This is a genomic window from Chitinophaga sp. CF418, from assembly GCF_900142925.1.
In the GTDB taxonomy this organism is placed as follows: Bacteria; Bacteroidota; Bacteroidia; order Chitinophagales; family Chitinophagaceae; genus Chitinophaga.
In genome coordinates, this window is sequence record NZ_FRCN01000005.1 from 423793 (window position 1) to 448976 (window position 25184).

The window sequence follows — 25184 nt, forward strand, 5'->3', positions numbered from 1 at the left end:
ATTAATTGTACTTTTCCCGGATGCTTCTCTGAAAAGAGGCTGGTGTTGCACCTGTATGTTTTTTAAAGAAGCGGTTGAAATATCCATCATCTTCAAAATTCAGTTGTCCTGCTATTTCCTTGATGCTATGTTCTCCCCAGTACAGTAACCGTTTTGCTTCTGTTATGCGTTTTTCATCAATGATCTGTTTTGCAGTTTTTCCCATTGCGGATTTGATGGTATCATTCAGGTGTCCTGGTGTTACAAACATCATATCTGCATAGTGTGCTACCTGTGTTTTATCTTTATAATGCAGGTCTGACAACTCGTTGAACTGGCGTACAATACGGTTGGGCAGTGTGTCTGACTGAATAGATGCAATATCCAGCTGTGGCAGTCTTGCGGTTGCCGCCATCAGGGATTTCAATTGACTGCGGATGATCAGTTCACTAAGTGGCTGCGGGTTATCCATTTCTCTCAGCATTAAACGGGCGAAGCTCATTAGTTCTTTCAACTGGCCATCTGTCAGTTCAACGACTGCTTTTTCAAACAGGCATCCCCAGCATATCATGCCACTGGCGGATGTTTCCGGTATCAGGAACTCTGGTGAAAAAGAGATGTTCACTATTTCTGACAAGCTATCACCGCTATGCTGATGTATCTGGTCTGGCGCCAGCATAATCAGTGCAGGAGCTTTCACAGTATATTTTTCGAAGTCAATATATTGCACGATCTCTCCTGATAACAGCAGGGTGAGACTGTAATTTGAACGTCTGTGCGGCTCCGTCATATCCCCTGGCTGTACCAGATAAGTAGTACGGTCTATATGAAAACCCTTCACCGGATTCTCAGGCCTGTTAACGTCGGCATAGTTGTAAACGGGTATCAATACATTATTCCTCATAACACTTGGCGGTTTGTTATTAATAATGGTTCACTACAATAAATAAAATGATCAGGCAGATCTGATTAGATTAATTGATCGGACAGAAGCAGGTGGTAACAAGTAGTATTAACGTATAGTGTACAATATGGTGGTACAAAAGTATAAATTCCACCCACATTTTCTAGCAATCAGTTGAATTTTAATTTAGAGCTTGATAATTTAATCCTATACGATTCCTGCTACTTTTCAATACCATATTTAATTAGCCGGCTAAATAAATAGGCTAAAAAAAAGAAAAATATATCCTATTCTTCCTCTTCGATGTTCTCCAACACCTGCATTAATAGTCGCCTGAGCAATACCTTTTCTTCTGTGCTCATATTCTTTACAATCTGTTGTTCCAGTTTATTCCAGGTAGTATCTATGATATCAGTTGCTGCTTCTGTTCCTTTTTCTGTCAGTTTTACCCTGACCACCCGCTGATCAGCACAACATTTTTCCCTTGTCAGGAAGCCGTTCTTTTCCAGCCTTTCGGCCATCCTTGTTACTGTTGCCGGGGTAACGTCCAGATTTTCCGTGAGTTCGTTCATTGTCATCGCCCCTCCGCATAATACCTGTGCCAGGAAGAGCTCCTGACCGGCATGGAGGTTGTAGGCAGCCAGCATCTGGTTGCCTTTATTCCTGTGTACCTTGCAGATCTGCACGAGCAGGTGGCTGATGGTACTGCACATCATCGGTCTGTTCATGAAACAAATATAATACTTAGCCGGCTAAATAAAAGTGAAATATCTTTTTGTATGTCTTTTTATTGTCATCTGTGATGATATTCTACTGGTTTAAGTGATAATAGAAAGCGGGTATATCTGTTTTGATATACCCGCTTTCTTTTATTTTACGCTAAGTAGCTCCGGTTTCAGTATGGGATGGCGGTCGGCGTGGCCAATTACTTCAGAGTTCTCTTAAAACGGCATAAGGCAATTACTTTATTACTTCGCGGCCTCTTTGGCTTCTTTAGGCCGCTCTTTCACCAGTACCAGGTCGGCCATGGGTACGTTCATAGGGATGTTTCCCAGTTTCACGATACCGCGTTTGTCACGGATCTCCATTAGTTTTCCTACCTGACCGTTGCTCTTTATTTTCACCTGATCGCCCAACTTGAGGTCCCCTCCTACTACTTCAAGGAATTTCTCCTGCACTTTCTTTTCAAAGCGCTCATTGATTTGTTTTTCCTTTTTACGGAATAGCAGTGCCTCTGCCTGCTTGAGTACTTTCTGTTTGTCGTCGGTGCGCTTCCACTCTATTACGATCTGCTTCATCTTGCGCTCCATGTCCTTCAGGTATTGCAGTTCTTCTTCCTTGATCTGATTCTGGAGCTTGAGGGTGGTGAATTGCTGTGTTTTCCTTTCCTTATCAGAGAGGATCTCATATTCTCTCTTCAGCTTTTCATTTTCCTTCAGGAGCTTCTGCAGTTCCTTCTCCTTGGCTTCGATCTTCTGGAGGTCCTGTTCGGCTTTATTCAACAGCTTATCCAGCTGGAAATGCCCTTCATCTACCAGGTTCTTTGCGCGGGATATCAGTGCGGGATGTAAGCCGATACGCTGTGCGATAGAGAATGTATAGGAGCTACCCGGCTTACCAACGATCAGTTTATACATTGGCAACAGGTTCTCTTCGTCAAAGCCCATCGCACCGTTAATGATACCTTTTACCTTATTGGCCATGACCTTCAGGTTCAGGTAGTGGGTGGTGACGATACCAAAGGCATGTTTCTTGGCCAGTTCCTCCATGATCACCTCAGCGAAGGCGCCTCCCAGGTTAGGGTCTGAACCACTTCCCAATTCATCTATAAAGAACAGGGTTTTACCATTGGCATTTTCCATGAAGTACTTCATGTTCCTCAGGTGGGAGCTGTAGGTACTCAATTCAAACTCCAGCGACTGCGTGTCACCGATGTGGATCATCAGTTGGCGGAAGATGCCCAGTTGTGAACTGGGATGTACCGGTACCAGCAGGCCTGCCTGTAACATGAGCTGGATCAGCCCTATCGTTTTCATGGTTACCGTCTTACCGCCAGCGTTAGGACCACTGATCACCAGGATATGGTTATCCTTATCCAGGGTCAGGTTCACAGGGATGGTCGGTTTCTGGGCGCGACGGTTGTATAACAACAGCAGTGGGTGATACGCGTCTACCAGGTGCAGCTGTGCATGTGGCGAGAGCATGGGGTAATTACCGTCCATGTCCAGCGCCAGTTTGGCTTTTGCCCTGATAAAATCGTACAGTCCCAGAATTTCGTGATAATTGTTGAGCAGCTGCGCGTGCTGGCTGAGTGCTGCAGTGAGTGTACGCAGGATCTTGTAAACCTCTTTGCTTTCCTCTCTTTCGAGGGACATTACGTCATTGTTCAGCTCAATCGTTTCTTCCGGCTCTATGAAGGTAGTACGGCGGGTATCAGACTCTCCGTGCTGGATACCTTTCACCATACGTTTATTTTCGGCGTAGACAGCCACTACCCTTCTGCCATTCAGAAATGCTTCTTCTGTGTCTGCCAGGTAGCCCAGCTTACTGAGTTTACTGAGAACGCGGTCGAATGCGCGGCGCAGTTCGTTCCTTTTACGGAAGAGGTTCATACGGATCTTAGCCAGTTCGGGAGTGGCATTATCACGTACATCTCCGTTCTCGTCGAGCACTTCATCTATCAGCGCGGTGATCTTTTTTTCATAGTGGGTATGTGTGATCACGCTGAACAAGCCGGCATACTGCACACGCCTGTCGTGATCAAAGAAACGTACAATACTGTGCATGCTTTCCGCCAGCTTGCGCAGGAGCATGATCTGTTCACCACTGAGTACTGCACCCTGAATGCCCAGCATCCGGAGTTCATTTTTCAGGTTCAGTACGTAATCGTTTGGGAAGTGCTCCTGCAGCAAAGTAAGCTGCTTGTATTCATGGGCCTGTTGAAGCGCCGTTCTGACATAATCAATATGGGTGTGCAAACGCAGGTCATCTGCCATCTGTTTACCCAACTCGGTTTTACAATGCTCTTTTAACAAAGCCTGTACCTTGTCAAATTCCAGCTGTACCAGTGCTGAATCGGGAAAATATTTCATCTTACTTATCCATACAAAGCCTGTAAACCCTTTGTTTACAGACGGTTAAAATTAGCTCTTGCCGCTCCGCTCCTTTGACGGCCCCGGCAAAAGGAATGTTAAAGTTACTTAACTTGGTGATCTAATCCGTTATTCTTGTCGTAATTTAACTTGTTGAGGGTATCTGAGCCCTTGACTTCAAATACCACCATCAACAATTTAAATCATGCGAAGATACTCATTATTAAGCTGTTTACTTGCACTAACTGTCAGTGCCTGTGCGCAGAGCGGAAAATCAAAAGACAAAGTACCAGGAGATATGGAAGTCAGCAACAACGTTAAAACTGAAAAAGCCACATTCGGGGGCGGCTGTTTCTGGTGCACTGAGGCACAGTTCCAGTACCTGGATGGGGTGACCAAAGTAGAATCCGGCTATGCCGGAGGCACCGTTCCGAATCCAACCTACGAACAAGTAAGCACCGGCACTACCGGTCACGCAGAAGTGATACAGGTCACCTACGATCCTTCAAAGATCACATACGAAGAGCTGTTGCAGGCATTCTGGCAGAGCCATGACCCTACCCAGTTGAACCGGCAGGGTAATGATGTGGGTACCCAGTACCGGTCTGTCATCTTCTATCACAATGAGGATCAGCACAAACTGGCGGAACTGTACAAGGAGAAACTGCAGCAGTCGGGCGCCTATGACAAGCCGGTAGTAACTGAAATAGCGCCTATGACCGCCTTTTACAAGGCCGAGGACTATCATCAGAACTACTACAATGAGAATGGTTCCCAGCCTTATTGTCACTTTGTGATCCAGCCGAAGCTGGAGAAATTCAAAAAGGTATTTAAGGATAAGTTAAAAAAGAACTAACTTATTGTAATACAACATTTTTTCAAAGCGAATGACTTCCCGGTCATTCGCTTTGTGTTTTACTCCTTATCTGAGACTTTTACATATTTGAAAATAAAAGTATATTGCAGCAGGACAAGATTATCCCTGCAAACTGTTAAGCTCTATATACCAGATACCCATGAAATACGAACCATCTGTGGATGCGAATATCTCCGAGCAGGAGAAAGCATTCCGCGCCTTTGTCAGCAACGACCCTGCGCTGAGTTATTTTCTCGAAACGGGCTCCATGCTTAAGAACAAAAGGTTTTCAAAGGAAGAGATCTACAATGATCCTGCATTCCTGACATTCATTTCCCCTTATTTTCAGGATGTTTATGTGAAAGCGATATTCAGGTCGTTTGATCTGAAAGATACAAACCTGATGAGTGATGTAGCGGTAAACCGTATCCTGCTGGATGATGCTCATAAGAAACAGGCTTTCGATCAGATCATGGCTTACCTCGAAGAAAGAAAGGCAAAACTGGTGTCGCTGAGTAATAAGCTACATCTTGGAGAGGCCATTTCGCTGCTCGATCTATCAGAATATACAGGTATAATGACCATTGCCAACCTGAACTACCTGCCTGTTGAATTCAAGGAATTCCGTACTGCCTATGCCAGAGAAATACTGAAAGTGGTACGCTGGCTGGTAAGCCGTGACTTCCCGGCAGCATTGAACATGGCTACTGACCTGCGTCAGCTGAAATGTGATGCACAGACAACATACGATGCTGATGCCCTGTATCAGCAACTGGAGAATGCAAGTCAGAAGGCGAGCGCTGTTGAAGGTCTTTCCAGTGGCGGAGGTGAAATGAGTACTGGCAAAGTAGTAGCGACAATCATTGGGATTATTCTTTTCATCATTAAGCTGATACTCCTCTTTGCAGATTAATATATAGTTTGCCGGATAAAGGAATACGCCAATCCGGCAAACTGTTAAGCGCCATATAACCCGATACCCATGAAATACGAACAATCCACGGCAGCGAATATCTCCGAACAGGAGAAGGCATTCCGTACATCCATCAGCAATGACCCTGCGCTGAGTTATTTCCTCGAAACCGGTTCCCTGCGCCCCAATGCAAGATTTGCAAAAGAGGCGATCTATAGGGATCCTGCATTCCTGGCATTTATCTCGCCTTATTTCCACGAAGTGTACGTAAATGCTATTACCAGCGCATTTGATCAGAAAGATACAGATCTGATGAGCAATATAGCCATGAATACTATTTTACTGGACGATGCTTACAGGAAACAGGCTTTTGATGATATCCTGGTTTACCTGGAACAAAGGAAATCGGTATTGACAATGTTTCACGCTACATTGCAGATGCAGGGGCCCGTTGACATCTTTATTCTGGCCGAACATACCAGCACATCAACTATCTATAATCTCAACTATCTGCCGGTTGAATTCCTGGAATTCCGTTCCAGCTATGCGCGGGTAATCATGCAGGTGATCAACACACTGGTTAACCGGAACCAGCAGACAGCAATGAACATGATCACGGATCTGCGTCAACTCACAGTTGACACGCAAACTGCACATGATGTGGATGCGCTGTATACGTTACTCGATACGAATCGGCAGACAAGCGCTACTGAAAGCGGTTACGGTTATTCCGGCGATTTTGATAATTCCGGAGGTTCTGGTTATTCCAACAATTCTGGATACTCCCGCGATTTTAATAATTCCGGTGGTTCCGACGGAACCATCGGTAGGGTACTGTTGGGCATCGTGGTTATCATCTTCATCATCATCATTACCGTCTTTGGGATGCTCTCTTCGGGTAATAGCGGGTACCCTAGCAGTGGCCCTTATCATTATCATCGTTCATATCGTCCAACTTATCATCCAACCTATCATCCATCCTATCATCCTTCTTATCGTCGTAGTCGTCGTTAGTTTGCAAAAGAAGACATCGATAGCGCTATACATTCAATACTATGAAATACAGCCAAACCGTACCTGCGAATATCTCCGAACAGGAGAAGATGTACCGTACCTTAATCAGCAATGACCCTGTGCTGAGTTATTTTCTCGCAACGGGTTCCATTCCGCCAAACGCAAGATTTGTAAAAGAAGCGGTCTATACGGATACTGCGTTCCTGGCATTTATTTCCCCCTATTTTAAGGAAGTATATGTCCAGGCCATATGCAATTCGTTTACGCTGAAAGATATGAACCTGATGAGCGATGTGGCTGCGAGTCCGATCTTACTGAATGCCGGACATAGAATGCAGGCCTTTGACGAGATCCTCGTTTACCTGGAAGAAAAGAAGACGAAACTGGCAGCTATGCACTATAAACTGGTGATGTACGAACCGTTGGAATTTACTGATCTCTTAGCATATACGGACGCGTCGGTTATCTCCAACATGAACTATCTGCCGGTTGAATTCCTGGAATTTCGTTCCAGCTATGCGGCATTGGCTGTGAAAGTAATCAAGGCATTGGTCAACCGCGACTTACAAACATCATTGACTATGGTTTGCAACCTCTGTGAACTAACAGTTGATATGCCAACTTTACAGGATGTTCATGCGCTTTGTACGCTGATTCACGATGCAGATAATGAGCAAAAAGGTATGGAATGTGACCGGGAGCGACTCGCTCGCTTTATTTCCGACCTCGGCAGACGTCATAGGTACGATGATTTATGGCCGTTCTGATTATAGCCGCTGCTTTGCATGTCTTGCTGTGAATAAGGTCTAACGAGCCCCTAAGTTGGGGGAAAAAATAAAAGCTGACTGAAGGTGAATGGCGAGGGCCATTGGTTTCAGTCAGCTTTTTTATTGACGGATAGCAATTACATGATTACTTTCCAGCGTCCCGATCTTCTTTCAAAAGAAGATATCCCTCATACCAGGAAAGCTGTTGAACGAACGAAGAATAGCTTTCTGCAGTTAAGACGTATTCCTCGTCCCCCTCTTCATACTGGTATACAGGTGGGTCATCTCCTTCATCAAGTTTAAAAAAATGGAATATTCCGTTCTGCATAAAACAACCGATGATGAATATATTCTCATCCAGAGTAAAATCAACCTTACCTGATGAAATAATTTTCTCTGCCCCTTTCCTCATTTCTTCGTATGCCGGAAACTTATAACTGTTTTCATCAATTAAACTGAATCCATACCACTTCCCGAGAATAAGATATACTTCACGATAACTACGAGGAAACTTCACTCTTAATTTTTCTTCTATTTCTGATACTTCCTCCTCAGTACAGGCATCCTTCACTTTAAAATATTCCTTATAATCCAAGAGAAAGTCCATATATAAATAGTCAGTTGCCATTACTTCATGTATTTTCCTTCATAAATTAATATGTTACTAATTTGAGTTTTCTCCTTAAAAATGTTAATCGCGTTTGCACACGACGGACACACTGGTCTTTCGCTAATAAAGACGACCTTCTCTATGTCGCTGTCTATTTTCCCGCCCATTCTCTTGTTCCAAAAGAATTCAACAAACTTAGATTCCGAATCCTGGACGCGATCAATACCCACTCTGAACTGGTCAAAGCTACGATTTTTCGGCCAAGGCATATTTTCAATTGCGTTGACAACTCCATCTTGTTTTCCACTACCTGCAATTAACCGCTCAGGAACAGGATTACCTTTTCTGTAGACCAAAGCAACAAGAACATTTCTATCTTCTCCAATTTTGGTAAGCTCCCTCGCAGCTTTAATTATTCCCCGTTCCTTACTACCCAGAGGTATGTGGTGTTTTGCTACAACATTGTTGAACAGCCCATAAAAGAAATCTATATCAAGGCTCGTTTTTTCAAACATTTTGTTTATAGCGTGCCTTATTGATCCTATCTTCATCGCCTCTGGAGTTGCAATTTTAGCAGCGCCCTCTAAAATCGTTTCTACCTGACTCATTTGTTCATAAACCGCATTGAATAGAGCGGGATCGTCTGCAAATACCGTTAGCAGTTCAGTTCTATGATGCGCCATTGCCTTGCCCGCGTCTGTTGTTCTTGACAACTCTTCCAACGAACTTTCCAGAGTACGCATAAATCTTGTACCTGCGCCCTCCGCTTTAATATATGCAGCTACAAAATCGGCATTTGCGGCCAGCCTTGTTGCTAATTCTGTAGTTATACCGAAATTTCTTGCGAGTTCAGATACGGATCCGCTTCTAGCAATAGCCTTTCCTAACTGAACCATTGGACCAGTCGGCGCTTCCTGCTTACCTACTGCTATTTTTTTACTATCATCAATATTACCAGCTTCATCAATGTACACAAATCCATTATCAGCTTCAATCACGCCATTACTATATACTCTTACGGCTCCATCATTTGCAACAACCGGCGCACCGAGTTTGCGGCTCAGGTTTTGCGCCGTTTCAATGTCGGCACATGATAACAGTACCAACTGACGATCTGCCCCAATATCATCCAGCCCCCTGATATACCTGGAAAGTGATCTGTGACTCAGTTCGACATCCCGTCCATTATGCGTCACGCTAAAGGTCTTACCATCACCATGTACTACGATATAAACGTTCTTGTCATCCAGCGACTTTGTGTTGTCTAACCATGATTTGACTTTGTTCACATCAGCCGCCCCATCAATAGTAACGACCCTTCTTTCCAATTCTGTTGCATCAATTGCATCACCAACATGAGCCGCTGTACTTAATTTATCACTTACACCTTCTAACCCATCCAGTACGGCTTTCGCAGCTTTCTGTTCCAATCGTGCCTTATAAATTGCCTTATCCAGTTTCGTTACCAGATTATCAATCTTATTTATAGACAATGCCATATTCGGCAAGGAGGTAACAAAGAATGCAATCTGCAAACCAGCCCTCAGGTCAGGTGAGATAACATCCGTGTTGATCAATTGCAATGCAATCCCCCCGGTGGATCCAACTATATCGGCAGCAACAATAGCCTTTCTAATGTAGTTACCTGCTTTAAAGAATACTTTGGCTTCACCAATACCAATCACCAGGGTACCTACATCAAATGCCAACCAGGCAGCATTTTCTGTCACCTTCGAATTGGCCATAGAGCTCATCAATGCAAGCTGTATAGCAGGCATGGTCAGTATAGTACCTTTTTCATAGGTCTTGTCTCCGATCTTAAAACTACCAACTACCTCAACACTTATAATATCATTATATCTGTAATCCTCACCATTTATTGTTATTGTTACCGGGCTTTTTGTAAACTCAACTGTCGCATTCTTGAAACGCAACAAGTCTGCTTCAACCTGTGCCATAATAACAGGCTGTCCATCTGGATGTATGTAGTTCTTGAAATAGTTACAATATCCTGAAGCGGTGACCATGTTACTCAAAGCCATCATCACACCTATCTCCGACTCTTCCGTCATGTCATTCATGGCCAGATCATAAATTCTCTTAACATGGAGGCTATCCTCAATATATACCAACAGTGCTTTCTGCTGATCCACCCGGAAACTGGTAAACAAGCGCAAATATGAAAGATCTTTTTCCTGGAATCCAACAAGAGACCTGTCATTGTATCTTTCCGTCATCATCTTCAGCGCCAGATGACGTTTTTCTGCCGGCACAGACTGTAAATGGAACACCGGTTCGTCTATCAGTTGTGTAAATAAGTCTTTAATTGGTGTACCTCTATCAAATTTCGCCCAGAAGTCTTCGTCCTCAGTAACTGCAGTTTTAATATACTCAGTAAACTCAGTATAGAAGGTCTTAAAAAATAAGATGTCATTCTTTCCATATGCATCCTTAATTTCAGGATGGTCTTTCAGATACTTGCCCCATGGATAATCATAATCATTTACAGTTATGTCTCTGGCAGAAAACCTTACATCTTCGGAGGATATATGTTCTGTTAGCGTCCGCGGTACTTCCCAGTTTCCTGCTTGGATCTTAGGCTCATACTTTGTTCCCAGATTCACCTGTTCTGGCTGTGTAAACTTCTCAAAATAATCAGGATAAACATTCCTCATCTGTGCGATCTTATCTATCCACAGATACTCTTCTTCCCAGCAATGTTTCTCTGTCATGCTGATTGTAACAGGTGTAATGCAATACACGCACGTCTTATACACAGCATCCTTAATATCCTGCTGAATGAAGGCAGAGGTACCAGCTTTAAGATTGGGTACCGGTAACTGATCCTTGAACGGATTGAAACGTTCCACCAACTCTATAAACTTCAGTTTGGGTTCTCCCCCCTTATATAGAGGAAAGCTCGTCCTATAGAATTTCCACAGCCTGTATTCATCTGCACATTGAATGGGATAAATAAAACCTTCCACTTTTGCCGGATCGGGAACATTCTGTTGATACAATTCACTGGAGCCATTTTTGTATACCCCCTCAGCATCAACATATTGATATATCCGCATTATTCCCCCACTGTCGCGCAATCTAAAGCTCCTGACACATCCTACTGTAATTTCCGGATCGAATTGATCTTTTGCATCTGCGACCTTAACAGCACCATACTGGAACTCTACGCTACCCAGGCTGTCATATGGTACCACCAGTACAGTACCTGCCGGCGTCAGGAAAGCAACAGTTTTGCCATCTTCATTAATGAAATCCTTGCTGATTTCTTTAACAAAGTAGTTATCCCCCGCATCATCATCTTCAAACACTCCCCACACACTTCCCGGATCATGCAACACATCCCACTGATACTTAATCAACCCATAACCACTGCCATAATCCATCAGGTTATCAGTAGAACTCTTACCCAGCCCCACATTCGTACTAAACGTATGCTCCAGCGTATAATCCCCGTGCCCTATTTCATGCACAACCGTACGAACAATAGCCGCTTCTGATGCCTGTTTCGTAAACACAAACCCGAACTGACTTCCACGAGGCATCTTACCTGTCAGGTCACCATCAGACAGCGCTGCTTCATTCACTACAAAGAGGTAAACAGCATTATCGTCTATATTAATGGCTTTCTTATACGCTTTCTTCAGGGCTTTCTCTTCGCCTTTGAAATCATTGCTCAGGAATGCACTTCCCTTATCCTGCAGCACACTATCCCCGTTAGCGTCCCATGTTTTATTATAGCGGAAGCTTTCATCTACCTGCACAGTATAAGTAATACCCAGTTTGCTATAGGTATCCTTCAGGGCTGTTTTTATCTGTTCAGTAGGCACTGCTGTCTGCGCCCCTATTGGTACCAGCACCAGTTTTTTCTGCAGTGGCTTATAACTTGGCACCAGCAGTTTACCCAGGCTGATATATCCACCGCTACCATCCGGATGAGCAGCATATATTTCCTGTGCATCACCGCCAGGACCGCCGGTCAGACTGATAGTGAAGCTGCCATTATTGTTGTCTTTCGCTGTAAGTACAATACCCTTACCGGTAATAAACTTCAGTTTAGAAGCTGTGATACCGCTTGCTGCATTCGTCAATGTAGCTATCACTTCTTCCTGCTCGTCCGGAACAATAGCTTTGGAGCTTACATGGTATTTACCGCTTGCCAGCGACTCGTATTCCTTCTCTACATTGGTTTTACCTGAATAGCCGCTCTTCCATGCATCAAATGCATAGACATTACCAGTGCCCGGTGTAAATGACACAGTACCTTTATCGAGCTGTAAGGTCTTCAGGGATTCAAGTACCGCCGAAGTGATGGAGCTATCGCGCTTACCAATGGAAGTTACCTTTCCTCCTTTATCAATATTATACAGATTGCCGTCCGCATCTTCGAGTACGAGCGGCAAGGTCTTCCCCTTGTCTTTATAGTTGATCACTTCCTGCTCACCGGTATTACTGTCTGTGAGCGTAATAGAACCATCGTCAGTATTTACCTTGATATTGGCTGGCGAGAAGATCTTCAGTTTGGTAGTGATATCCGGTACGAGATCACCATTCACCACACCACCTACATCATTACCACCATGCTGCTCGTCCAGTTTATCGCTTACGAATTTGTCGATACCTTCTGTTACCGCGGTTACCTGGCCAGCTATCACTTTCAGGTCGGTGTTGACAGTGATATCCTTAAACTCCATCTGCAGCCCGATACCAAATCCCAGTGTGATCACACGGCCTTTACCAGTGAACTTGCCATTGCCTCCACTTACTTCAGTCAGTATGATATCAAAGTTGCCTACACGTATGATCTTAGCAGGACTCAATGAAGGCTGCGGCGTCTGGTTATCCAGCGCAGCCAGTAAGCTGGCATCTCCGCAAACAAAAGTCTTGGCTGAATCAGTCTTGATAGTAACCAGGTCGCTGAAAGGACCATAAACACCTGCTATCTTCCATTGCAGCCTGCCTTCGTATGCACGGTTAGGTTCCAGGCTGCTGGCTGTAAACGCGGTGTCTAACTGCTTTTCTTCTGTCTGCCAGTCAAACTCCGTATCGCCCATTTTGGTAGCACGGTATTGCAGGCGATATGCCTCTACCTGGTAGTTGGCTGCTGCCAACGGCCAACTAAAACGCACGCTGCGTTCGCCTGTGGAGCGACCTTTCAGTACCGGCTTCGGTACATTATTCTGTGTGAAAGGATTTTTTCCAAGATAAGTGAACGTACAGCTCTGGCTCAGGCCCTGGTTGCTGAACATGTCCCTGCCACTCTTATCGCGCGCCTGTACTGTCCAGACGTATTGCATACTGTCCCTGAGCTGAGGTTCGCCAGGGCCATACACGATCGTATTGGTCTCTGTAACTAATGTATAAATAGGTCTGGCGCTACGTACGATATAATCCGGAACACTACCGGCTGGCCTTACTTCATACAGGGAGAATACATATTCTGTTCCGCTTCCCGGTATTGGATTAGGGGAATTGCGGCTGCTCCAGTTGAAAGTGAGGAACTGCGGGTCCAGCTTTTCCACACGGCTGTTACAGATAGGCAGGTTTAACAATGGCGGATCACTCTTCCGGAAGAAGAAGACGTTGGAGCCTATGTTACTTACCTGTACCTGCGGACGGCTATAGTCGTATGCAGTGAAGGAAATGCGGTATGCACCTTCCGGCAGAGAACGGGTCTTTTCGTACTCGGTCCTGCTGAAGCCTCCACTGTATTCAATATTGGCGGGGTTGAGATAATCTGCCAGGTCTATTCCACCGATAATAGTAGGAATACCCGGGCTTAGCGAAAGCGGTCTGGGGTTAAACGCAGTGGCTGTCCGCATAATGACAGTACCATTCTGTTCTACAGTTATCCGCAGTCTTACATTGTAGCTGGGTAGCGTCAGGTCGTTCTGCACCAGTATCACACGCAGCTTGTCACTACCTGCTACGGCGTAGTCAGGAAGATAGACACTGTAGGGAGGTATGATCTGTGTACTGGCAGTAACAGGATATTGCTGGGCTTTCACGTTTGTTACACCTGCCACAAACAGCAGCAGACACAGAACGTAACGGTATATATGGGACATCCTCAGGATATGATTAAACATCGTTGTCAAAATGAATAGGTATAGTTGATCGTACTTGTCAGTTCGTTGTAACCCGGCTGGTTAGTGGTGGCGCCACGCAATACCCACGAAACGGTAGCGCCTATGGTATGTGTTTGTTTGCTGAAGAACTTCCTCTTACCCTCACCATCTGCAGCTGCTTCGGATTGTTTGCCCTTAGGACTGTAATTGACGTTCAGTCCCGTGTTGAACAGGGTACTATTGGTAGTGGTGGTCAGCCCCTCTCCTGTTGTGTTTTTAGCAGAGGTCACATTGTATACAGCAGAAAGGCCTGTACGCAATGTTTTCTCCAGGAATTGCTTATTCACATTTACACCAGGCCCCATGAAAGTGGTGCTTAATCCGGCTGCTGAGTTCTTGTAATAGTTCACCGAAGCGCTCATGGTCAGATCTTTCGGTGGCAGGCTATAGGAATAACTGACATTAGAAGTAAAGAATTTGCTCAATACCGGTGCGGTTGTGTCTGTGCTGGTCCTGTCGCTCGCATACTGGTAGGAAGAATTAAGCGTAATAGCCTGCTGTCTGTCCTTATCACCGGTATGATACATCACCATCGCATTGTAGGTATTGTTCACCTGGTAGAAATCCAGGGTATCCATCGGATTGTTAAAATAAGGATCTATCTGTGGCCTTACGCGGGTATAGTTACTGAAGTTGGAATATCCTCCGTTCAGCACCCAGTGTTCGCCCGCAGTAACGCTGGCATTCCCGTTCACCACCCAGCGTTTGGCGTCGCTGCTCTTGCTCTTGTCGAGATTGTTCACCTGCATACCTGCGTTGGCAGAGAGGTTCACCCTGCCGTTGAACAGTTTGAATGAAGGCGCTACCGTGATGTTACGCATATCGTTCACCACATTATAGGCGCCCAGGGTTACATAGTCAGGCGCTACTCTTTCATAGCGCAGCTGTACAGTGTAGAATGAACCATTGTATCCGAGCCCTGCCTGTATAGCATCAAAGTAGCGGGTATTGTTGGTAGGTGACAGAAAGTGCTTTAACAGGTTAGAAGTACCCCTGCTGCTGTCAAATGCATTCTTCTCGCCGCGCACATCACGGTTGATGGCAGACACTGAATACTCCATATCTACGAAGATGTGTTGCATGATGCTCTGCCGCACGTTGAAAGCCACCGCTACGTTTTCTCTCGGTGTGATGGTGGCATCATCGGGGATGAAAGGCAGAGAGGCAGGATCGTCTTTAGCGCGGAACAGCGATATGCCATAGGCATTACCTGCATTTTCGTACGCCACTTTCAGACCAGCGCCCTTACGTTCAAAAGAGGCCCTGCTATAACTTTCCGGCGCCAGCACATCAAAAGGAACGGCCTTCAGCAGTGTACCATACATGGCCGAGATATGCCATTTCGAAGGCGTCAGCTCTACTCCTACTCCGTTGAACATATGCCCTGCCAGGGTATAGTTACTGAAGTTCATACTGGTACTACCCACGTATAACCTCGCCCACTTATAACTTGGGGCGAAACGAAACTGGTTAAAGGGTTGGGAATAGTTCTTTCCCTGGTTGCTATAACTAAAAGAGAACGGCATATCATAGCCGAACATATTGATATTGATATTACCGTTGAGATACCACGCAAAGGGATCTCTCCTGCTCGCGATGCCACTGGCTGTATAAGCAGTTGTGCTGGCATTTACAGACCCATTCATGGTCACACCTTTCTTCACTCCAAACTGATCAAGCGCCTGGCCCTTTACAGCGCCGGCGCCGGTCAGTAACACACCGATCGTTGTAATAAAAAATATTTGGCGGTACTTCATAACGCAATGCTTTTATCGGAGAACCGGATTAAAATTTAACTTCCACTACCTTGCTCATTTCTGCTTTCACATCTCCCTTCATCACTGCGGTAATTTTATACTTATAGATATTTCCGAGGAAGACCTCGTTATCTACCCATTGCGGTTTACCACCATCGACAGTACTGTACAGAATAAAAGGATTATCGTTCTTTGCGCGGTAGATCCGGAACTGTTTTACTTCCGGCTGATTATATTGCCAGCTTAGCTCTATCTGTTTCTTTTCCGTATTTACCAATCCTTTGAGGCCTTTCACTGCAGGACGTTTACCTGTTTCAAACCAGATATCGCCGCTTATTTCTTTTGCATGGTTACCGGCATCGTCATATACCACCAGCTCGTAGTAATAAGTGTTCCCCATTACCAATGCGGTATCGGTATAGCTTTCACGTCTGGAAGTGGTATCCCATGCCGCTACCTGCCGGCGGCTGCTGTCTTTGGTATTGATGCCGTAAAGGGCATACTTCACTACGTCATGGCTGGAGCTGTTGACCCATTCCAGCACAATCGCACGCAGACTGTCAGACCTGTAAGCTTTTGTGATGAGCGGACGGGAAGGCGCTATTGTATCTGGTCTTCTCAACATCACGTAGGGTGAATATTCTGAAGGATTGAAGTTCTTGTCTACTGCAATCACTTTATAAAATACATGCGACGTAAGTGTGTGCAGGGTGATGGTATCAGTGAAACCCGGACGTTTCAGTATCTCACGGGTTACCTCAACAAATTCCTCTTTCGTACTGTTGGCTCTGAATACCCTGTACCCCTGGAGATCCTTCTCGGTATTGTTTGTCCATGTTAAGGTGACAATACCAAGAGAATCTACCTTACCAGCCAGTCCTACCGGAACAGCAGGCGGCATACTGTCTATGAGCAGTGCTAAGTATGGAAATGAATAGATGGCCTTACCACTCTTCGTGATCCCTTTAATACGATAGTAATTGGAGACCAAGGGCTTTTCGTCTGTGAATGTAGCGGCAGATGCCTTTAATGTTGCCAAAGGCAGGAATGGTCCCTTGCTGTTTTCTGCACGGGTGATGATCAGTTTATCCAGCTGACGGGATAACTTGCCTGGCAGCGACCATTGCAGTGTGACCTTTTTGTTGTCCACTACAATCATGGTATCCATAATGGGTCTGTCTGATACTGATGGTACACCGATACCTTCTACCGTCGTTGAATAAGGTCCATATTCTCCAAAGGGAGTAATACCGCGCACGCGGTAGGTATATTTGTTATCGTTATCAGGCAGGGAGTCCTGGTAGTAAGAGAACCCATTCTTATCCGGCGAAGTAGGCAGGATAGGCAGTTCTGATACGGGTTTAAAGTTTTTACCATCTGCAGCGCGTTCCACCATATAAGCACTGTACATACTGCGGTTAAATTTGGCGAGCCAACCTAAGGTAGCGGTACTGTCAGCGCAGACAATAGCCATTTCAAGCGGTTTTGCCAGCACAACAGGTTCGTCCAGGGAAGCTACTACATATGCGGTATCTATTACCAGGTTCTGTGGTTGCTGTGCCGGTGCAATGCGGTATACATAACGTTCTCCTTTCTTTACATCTCCGTCTTCCATATACAGGCCCGCGCTCTGTGCCGCGGCGATTGAGAGGTCGCAGTTCAGTAAAGCCATGCCCATCCGCCAGTTATTGGTGTTCTGGCTTTCCATGTAAGCACCGATACCCTGTTCAGGCGTTACTTTTTTAGCACCTTCTCCATAGATCAGCTCCGCGATCATGGCGATACGGTCGTCCTTTTCTGCAAGGGCTTCCATACGCTGCAGGGTATATGGCTTTAATGGCTGGGGAGTCAGCATGACCGGTTTAGGCTGATTGATCAGTACACCATTTGCAGAAACAGTGAAACGTTCAACCGTATAACCATATTTGTTACCAATCTCCCAGGCTATATAGCTGGCGGGCGACCAGCGCAGGCGTACCTTCCCGTTCTTAGGATCGGCCACGCCCACTATTTTATGTTCATTATCCTGTCCGTAGGAAATACCTGTGCCGCAACATAACAACGTCACTGAAGTCAAAAGGGTCAAGAGGATACGACGCATGTAGCTTATAATTTATAGTAGATACTCTTTGTAACTGTTGATGTGATCTGGTTCGTACCTGGTAAACGATACTGCAGTTCTACGGGATAATAAATATTACCCTGCAGATCCGGGAAGGTATGCAGCAACAGGTTACCTGCCGGTGTAGAGGTAGTACCGTTGGTGTACAGTCTGCCCGCTTTCGCGCTCAGGTCCATATAATCCTCATGCGCTACGTAAGGCACGTAGTACATGAAACGGCATACTCCAGGTCTAACCGGCGCTACTCCATCGCTTACGTTATTGCTTTCCAGCTGGTAATAGTTATTATCGTTGTTGTACAGGCGTACGGCTTCCAATGGTGGCAATCCTCCGGTAGTCGCTGCATCGCGGGCGAGGGTCATGGATGGTGCAAACGGATAGCCATTATAGAGCAATGGCATTATTTTGTTCTGCAGCCATTCATTGTTGGTGCCGGCTTTCAGCAGTATGAGCGGTTTGGTGGAGAAGGTGGCATCGCCACTTACATCAAACCTGTCAAATGTTTCTGCAGTATTGAAGCTGGTACCGATCACAGTTACATAGCCGATTGCGATATCAAAGAGATCCTGAGAACCGGTGACGTTATTCATCTTCTCAGCAAATGTGCCGTACTTGCTGGTGCGGAAATTGTATGAGATGACCTCTTTATCTGCATCAGAGTTAGCGTTGCCTTTCAGGGCGGTTTGTGTAACAGTGGTGCTATCGCCATCCTCTCCTACAGTAGTCTTGGCGTTCTTCGTTACGTTGTTAGCCGCATTTTCTAAGGACAGTGAAGAACGGACAATATTATAGGTATAGATCATTTCCTTTGACAGATCTGCAGGGATATCAAAGTTAACCTGTGCGGCAGCTTCATCATAAGATACATTCGTGGCGGCTACCTGTTTCTGTGCTGAAGTGAAGGCCGCTGTTATGCTGTAGCTTTCACCCTTGTCATCTGTTTTCTGGAACAGCTTAGGCTGACCATATTTCAATTTGAGATATCCTTTATTGTATTCACCCGGGAAGAAGTTGTACTGGTTCCTTACAGGATAAGCATACACTACGTTTTCCCAGCTGATGGTCTTAGGTTCTTCACCAGTAGTGAATGTGCTGGATTTTGTTTCAGAGTCGATGTTCCTGCCATCGCTCTTCAGTGCATCCCAGCTGGCTCCATTCTGTTTCTCAAAATGGACTTTGGCACCAGCTGTCAGCTTAGTTAATCCCGGCAGGATATCGCGCTGATTGAGGGTAGCCGACATGCCATCAGGGTTTACAACAATAGCACCTGTGATAGGCGTCTTATTGTTCATCAGTGTTACTTCATCCAGTTTCACACGGTAAGTAGCCACCTGGTCTAATTCGTTCATCATAGAGAAAGGCTTCTCTATCGCCAGGTTGAAGGCCACCTGCGGAGAAGAGAACACACTGACATCATTACCCTGATCATCAGGTTTAATGTCGCTGATCACTTCTACATTTATTTCCTTCGCACCTACTATTTCACACTGAGAGCCCAGTTCTACTTTAATATTAGCAGATCCTTTCACCAAACCACCCAGCACGGAATATTTCACACCAGCCATACCTCTGAACCAGGATGGATTAGGCAATTTCGCCTGTACCAGTATGGCTGCGGATAATTTGGCGATATCAAATGACCTCTTCTTTCCCAGTACTTTTACACGGATACCGACATTCCCTTTGAGATAAGCGTATGCCTGTCCGGATGCATACCATCCGTTGAAACCGATGATGCTGTTGCTGCCCTTACATCTTGCCTCTCCGTAGTTACGCAACAGGATGTCAGCGCCTGCGCCTATTGCAAATTCACCATATATGCCATAGTCAAATGAGAAACCCGCTTTGAAGTGTGCGCCAAAACCAAACCCTTTACCTGTGCTCATGGTATTTTCCATGGCCATGAAATTGGTATTGACATCATCAAACACTTCACTTACTTCTGCAGGCACCGGTGGCATATCTTCCACTTTTGAACCCATCATGAAGTAGCTGCTCACCTCCGCTATTCCCACAATGGAGAGTGCATTCATCTGCGAAGGACGGCCTATATAGAGGTACCAGTCATCCTTACCCACGTGCAATACTGATTCGCCCACCAATCCACGATCATGGAGACCTTTTACTACTCCGGCGATGTTGACATATGTCTTTATGCTGGCATCAAACGAACTATTGACGTTGTCGTATCGCATCTTAAACTGTACCCACACCGGGGCAGATTCATCTTCCTTCGCGTCATTTTTGCTTTTGGCTTTCACCACCTGGTGCATGACATATCCGGCGCCATCAAACTGTGCATAACGGAAACCACCGTTTGTGCCAAACTGTACTTCCAGCGCTACGTTGGCATTGATCACCACATCTGTGGAAAGTGCCATTGTCACACCGCCCATGAAACCAAGGCCGGCATCTTTTGATGGTACATATTGGAAGATTTCGTTGACGTCTTTCAAGCCCCCTTTTTCATCTATAGCGTTCCTCGAATCGTAAGGATCAAAATCTGAAGGGCGTTCCATATGATAAGACATACCACCCATCATACCAGTGATCTGTAACATCGGTGGTATCGGCACCCTGACGCCTATATATGCATCCACATGCCAGTAACGGAAGTCATCCTTGGAGCCGAAATAAGCAGTTGCAGAGGCTTTAGGAATAGGTCCCGGCAGGGCGAAGTCAAGTTTTCCTCTGAAGCCGTTCCCGTATACAGGATGGTTATCAAACAGCGTGATGATACCATGCATCTGGAAAGCCATCACCTTCACGTTCAGATCGATATCACTGATCGTTACTTTATCCAGCTTCCAACGTGTATCCACCTTCTCAACAGGCTGGTTGTCCACCATCACGGTTTCTTTGATCTCTTCCTGTGCTGCTGTAATGGTAAATGAAGTGCTGCCACTGAAACCTTTATCGCCGGAGCCCATAAAGTTCAGCATCACGGTAGCACCTACAGCTACTTTTCCTTCGGAAATACCTAAACTCAGCTCGTCGAAAGCGATAGGGAAACCACTCATTTTCGCATCACCTGCTGTTGCTATTTCGAATGTACCACTATGTACATAAGGTTTCTGTGTGGAAAGGGTCAGGTCTTCGAAAGAGATGTCTTTAATATTCAGTACACTCTTATTAAGCTCTACCTTACCGGTCAGTGTTGCTTTCGGAATGAAGTCCTTAGGTGTTTTGGTTACTTCTATACGGCAATCCTTGTTCAGGGTAATTTTACCTGCAAAGAAGGAGTAAGTTTTATCCTTGGTGGTGGCGAGTGCGAACGAATAGTACGTATCGTTGCCGCGCATACTCACGGAGGCGTCGTAAGCCAGCGGATCATCGCCCAGGAAACCTATTCTCATCTCTCCACCCAGGGAGCCGCCGTTCAATTTATTCTTGCTGAAGCTCAGTCCTACTTTGTCGATGGACAGTGGCCAGCCGCCAGCACTGGCATCACCCAGTTTTACGATGTTCTCTGCCTCAACGCTACCGCTCACCCCCTGATCGTCGATGATGAAATTGGACACGGTCACTTTAGGCCGTCCTTTTCCTGAAGCCACCTGCTCCGGCAATCCTACTTCCAATTCCTGGAGGTAGAAGCCACGCCACAACAGCGGACTGGAAGGATCTTCCAGCATATCTGCAGTAACGTTCAATCCGGATGGATTGGCCAGGTCACTCATATCTATGACAGCGTGCTTTACTTTAAAGTTAAAGTCCTTCAGGCCTTTGATACGGAAGGGAGGAATATTGATATCAGCCATGATGTTGCTGAGATCTTTCGCTGCATTTATAGCCAGGGATGCCTGTACGGTCTCCTTACCCGGATCATCCGGTTCGATCCATCCTTTATCAAACTCAAACACGCCACTCAGATTGGCCGATTTGAAGCCGTTACAGTCCCATTCCACGTAATTGGTACCATCACCGGGGAATTTGACCTCTACGTGCTCATTAAAGTTGATATGCTGTTCGTTCAGCAACATCAGCTTGGTAGAGTTGCCTACTCCTATACCTCCCGGTGTAAAGGTGATGTCCTTTCCGCCAAATATCAGCTCGCGGCTGGTACCGGGGAAAGTAAACCGGAAATAGGCGCTCAGGTAGGCTCCCTGAGGCGTCATGCGAATACTGTCTATGGCTATGACGTAGACCTTACCGTTTATTTCACGGACAAGCCCTACGGGCAGTGTGCCCAGTGATTCGTCGGTCAGGAAATTGATAAACTTGTTCTTTTCCTTGATTTTGTTGAACACACTAATTGCATGATCTACAAGGCTTTCTTTGGCCGTGTCTTGTGGAAGAGCGGCTGTGGAATTTGTGGCGTTTGCGTAAACAGGCCACAGCAAGAACATTAACAGTGAAAATACTGCCAGTCGTAGGACGGGTACAGGGTGGTGCTTCATCGGTCAACGGGTGGGAGTCCCTTAATATTAACAATAAAACAAATGTAAATATTTATTGTCCATATTACAATTTTTTATTCAGTATCAACTTAATTCAATATGATATTCATTGCAATAGATTGGTTTTCACCCCATATCAGGACTACACCCCGCGCTACAAACACGCAGCCCGCCATAGGCGGGCTGATTGCAGCAAATGATTCCATTATGAGGTAATATTGCTAATATGGGTAGATATGCCCCCTGGAGTGAGGCATCAAGTACGCTTTATACATGCCTTATACATGCCTTATGCATGCCTTTGGGGTGGACTTAAGTTGGACCGATCAGCAGTCATCCTACCGGGGCATATATGGGAACAATGCTTGCCACCCCGGTAAAATGCCTGCATTCATTACGCCATAGTCTCATTGACCATGGTATTAACTTTCTGTTGGGATTTACGCAAATGACGGTTAGCCATCTCGCGGGCATTATTTGCGGCGGATTCTGCCTTTTGCAGAAGGCCTTTCATACCTCCATTTTTCCGGCTCAGATATATGATCATTCCAGCTGCTGCCGCGCCGACAATTGAAGCGGCTATCATTGCTTTTTTCATAACTTGTTCATTTTGGTATGTATAGGTTAATACAAGAGTTATACCAATTGATGACAGATTTTATATTTTTGCCGGCACAATTAAGACCAAACATGCCCGAAACCACACCTGTTTACAGTATCCCGTTGAAATACCGGAAAATGGAAAATCTGCATATCGTTTTCTGGCTGCTGAAAGATATCGGCTGGTGCCTGATCTGGAAGCCGCTGGGCATTGCGATGATTTTCCCTACGCTGATAGTCGCTATTGTTATTGCTTACCGTACACGGCAATTCATGTCTGAGTTATGCCACAACCTGGCCATCGCCGTTTGGATCACGGCTAACTCTTACTGGATGATCAGCGAGTTCCTGCATTTTGATGCGGAAGTCATTACCGGATGGATCACTTATAAGCACCTGGCATTGATACCATTCTTAACGGGGGTATTCATACTGGGATATTATTATGTCTGTTATAAACCAAAACATCCGGAAGAAGAAGAGACCATGTAGTCATATCAATAGTCCCACCATACATGCTGTAACCAGTCGTCTGTTCCGCCCATTCTGTCCAGCGCTTCCTGGTAGTGGAGGGTGTTGCTGAATGCTTCGGTAGCGGGATAGAATAAGCGCCTGGGTGGAATGCCGTCTGTCTGGGTTTCATTGCCCATATCGACAATGGGCGCCAGTACAGGAAAGCCACTGCGGCGCTGGTTGGCATATGCTTCAAACCCATTGGGGAAGAGCGCTACCCATTTCTGCATATTGATCTGTTCAATCTCCTTTCCGGGTGTCAGCTTGTGCGCACGAACAAATGCCGTCGCTGTATCTTCAGAGATATAACCTATTTCCGGGTATAATTTCAACTGTTCCATAGCCGCGCGGATCCCGGTCTGATACCAGGTATTGGCATCATCGGGAATCCATCCCCTGGCTGCTGCTTCGGCCTGCAGGAAGGCCACTTCCGCGTATCCCATATGCAGGAAAGGGGCTTCCGGCTTATAAAAAGGTTGGTTTAGCACGCAGTACTTATCCGCAGCAGCTACTACCACGCCTTCCGGGCTGACATAATCTTCCTGGTCATCCCAATAGTACAATCCCGGCGCCATAGACAGGTAGTTCGTAATAGCAGTAATATCATTTCCATTGGCGTCTTTATTGGTAAAAAAGGTAGGCAAACGGGGATCCTTTTCGGCCTTCAGAAACGCTACAAATGTGCGGCATCCCCTCACCCACTGACGTACATTATCTTCCAGCAGGGCCTGTGCATAACCGTTACCCCGCAGGTCGGGATAGGCATAGTCATCATGCAGCATACGGAAATTGTCTTCCGGGCTTTGCATCACGCCCGCAGCTAATGCAGCTGTTACCTGTTGCCTTGCAGTAATGGCGTTCACTTTTGTTAGCCGCATGGCCAACCGCAGTCTCAGAGAGCCTGCCAGCCGTTTCCATTTTCCGAGGTCGCCATTGTAAACAATATCATTTGAGATGCCCTCTTTGCTGGGATTGAACTGTGCGGTAGCTTCTGCCAGTTCCTTGAAAAAGTCGGCATAGATGTCAGACTGTTTATCGTACTGAGGGGTGTAGACTTTATTGTAATAAGCCAGACCCGCCTGTGAATAAGGAACATCGCCATAGGTATCTGTCAGCAGGGAAAATACGTACACCCGCAATATACGGGCAGCTGCCAGGTAATTGACAAGGGCTGTATCGTTCTTATGATTTTCCAGCAGGTCCACCAGTTGCTTTAAGCTCTTTCCATACAGATTTTCCCACATGCAGTTGTTATAGAATTCATCACGGATATACTTTCCTCCCCTGCTCATGTCTTCCGCTCCCGTAAGGTACTGCACCATGGGCTGAAAGAGGTAAAGATTGGGATATCCCATCTCACGGCCGCCGTCCATGAAATAAGCGGCAGCTGTCAGCTGCTCTCCGGGAGGAATACCGTCTTTCGTCTTCGGATCTGTATTGATCTCGTCAAAACCGGCAGTGCAGGAAGACAGGAATAAAATCATCAGCATGTTCCATCTATGTCTTTTCATTGG

General features: G+C 45.8%; 15 protein-coding genes. 5 read left to right on the plus strand and 10 right to left on the minus strand.

Annotated elements, in window-relative coordinates:
- Position 1: 1 nt before the first annotated feature.
- The 3 genes from F3I09_RS14100 to F3I09_RS14110 all read right to left on the minus strand — a co-directional run bounded on the left by F3I09_RS14100 (position 2) and on the right by F3I09_RS14110 (position 3975).
- Complete coding sequence (locus F3I09_RS14100; protein WP_149695665.1) at positions 2-883, minus strand: helix-turn-helix domain-containing protein; 882 nt, start codon at positions 881-883, stop codon at positions 2-4.
- A 287-nt stretch (positions 884-1170) separates the two neighbouring features.
- Positions 1171-1611, minus strand: a complete 441-nt coding sequence (locus F3I09_RS14105; RefSeq protein ID WP_149695666.1) for a MarR family winged helix-turn-helix transcriptional regulator — start codon at positions 1609-1611, stop codon at positions 1171-1173.
- Positions 1612-1851: 240 nt separating this feature from the next.
- The gene (locus F3I09_RS14110; protein WP_149695667.1) at positions 1852-3975 is read right to left on the minus strand and encodes an endonuclease MutS2; all 2124 of its coding nucleotides are present in this window, start codon (positions 3973-3975) and stop codon (positions 1852-1854) included.
- 205 nt (positions 3976-4180) lie between these two features.
- On the opposite strand from F3I09_RS14110, the gene msrA reads away from it, so the two are divergent.
- The 4 genes from msrA to F3I09_RS14130 all read left to right on the plus strand — a co-directional run bounded on the left by msrA (position 4181) and on the right by F3I09_RS14130 (position 7525).
- Complete coding sequence (msrA, locus tag F3I09_RS14115) at positions 4181-4831, plus strand: peptide-methionine (S)-S-oxide reductase MsrA (protein ID WP_188133804.1); 651 nt, start codon at positions 4181-4183, stop codon at positions 4829-4831.
- Positions 4832-4991: 160 nt separating this feature from the next.
- Entirely contained in the window at positions 4992-5744 is a 753-nt protein-coding gene (locus tag F3I09_RS14120) for a hypothetical protein (RefSeq protein WP_149695668.1), read from the plus strand.
- A gap of 69 nt (positions 5745-5813) precedes the next feature.
- The gene (locus tag F3I09_RS14125) at positions 5814-6758 is read left to right on the plus strand and encodes a hypothetical protein (protein WP_149695669.1); all 945 of its coding nucleotides are present in this window, start codon (positions 5814-5816) and stop codon (positions 6756-6758) included.
- A gap of 41 nt (positions 6759-6799) precedes the next feature.
- Entirely contained in the window at positions 6800-7525 is a 726-nt protein-coding gene (locus F3I09_RS14130) for a hypothetical protein (RefSeq protein ID WP_149695670.1), read from the plus strand.
- 145 nt (positions 7526-7670) lie between these two features.
- On the opposite strand, the gene F3I09_RS14135 is transcribed toward F3I09_RS14130, so the two are convergent.
- The 6 genes from F3I09_RS14135 to F3I09_RS14160 form a co-directional block, all read right to left on the minus strand.
- Positions 7671-8153, minus strand: coding sequence for an SMI1/KNR4 family protein (locus F3I09_RS14135; RefSeq protein ID WP_149695671.1), 483 nt, complete (start codon positions 8151-8153; stop codon positions 7671-7673).
- Positions 8153-14221 (minus strand): fibronectin type III domain-containing protein, encoded by a 6069-nt coding sequence (locus tag F3I09_RS14140; protein WP_149695672.1) that lies wholly within the window; start codon positions 14219-14221, stop codon positions 8153-8155. Before F3I09_RS14140 ends, F3I09_RS14135 begins: the two co-directional genes overlap by 1 nt.
- 26 nt (positions 14222-14247) lie before the next feature.
- Positions 14248-16038 (minus strand): hypothetical protein, encoded by a 1791-nt coding sequence (locus F3I09_RS14145; RefSeq protein ID WP_149695673.1) that lies wholly within the window; start codon positions 16036-16038, stop codon positions 14248-14250.
- A gap of 28 nt (positions 16039-16066) precedes the next feature.
- Entirely contained in the window at positions 16067-18139 is a 2073-nt protein-coding gene (locus F3I09_RS14150; RefSeq protein WP_149695674.1) for a fibronectin type III domain-containing protein, read from the minus strand.
- A 5-nt stretch (positions 18140-18144) separates the two neighbouring features.
- Complete coding sequence (locus F3I09_RS14155; protein ID WP_149695675.1) at positions 18145-22557, minus strand: hypothetical protein; 4413 nt, start codon at positions 22555-22557, stop codon at positions 18145-18147.
- A 394-nt stretch (positions 22558-22951) separates the two neighbouring features.
- Entirely contained in the window at positions 22952-23155 is a 204-nt protein-coding gene (locus F3I09_RS14160; protein ID WP_149695676.1) for a hypothetical protein, read from the minus strand.
- Between the two features lie 92 nt (positions 23156-23247).
- Between F3I09_RS14160 and F3I09_RS14165 the strand changes: the two genes are divergently transcribed.
- Positions 23248-23649, plus strand: coding sequence for a hypothetical protein (locus F3I09_RS14165; RefSeq protein ID WP_223233239.1), 402 nt, complete (start codon positions 23248-23250; stop codon positions 23647-23649).
- A gap of 5 nt (positions 23650-23654) precedes the next feature.
- On the opposite strand, the gene F3I09_RS14170 is transcribed toward F3I09_RS14165, so the two are convergent.
- On the minus strand, positions 23655-25181 hold the full coding sequence (locus F3I09_RS14170) for a SusD/RagB family nutrient-binding outer membrane lipoprotein (protein ID WP_188133805.1): 1527 nt from the start codon (positions 25179-25181) through the stop codon (positions 23655-23657).
- Positions 25182-25184: the final 3 nt, after the last annotated feature.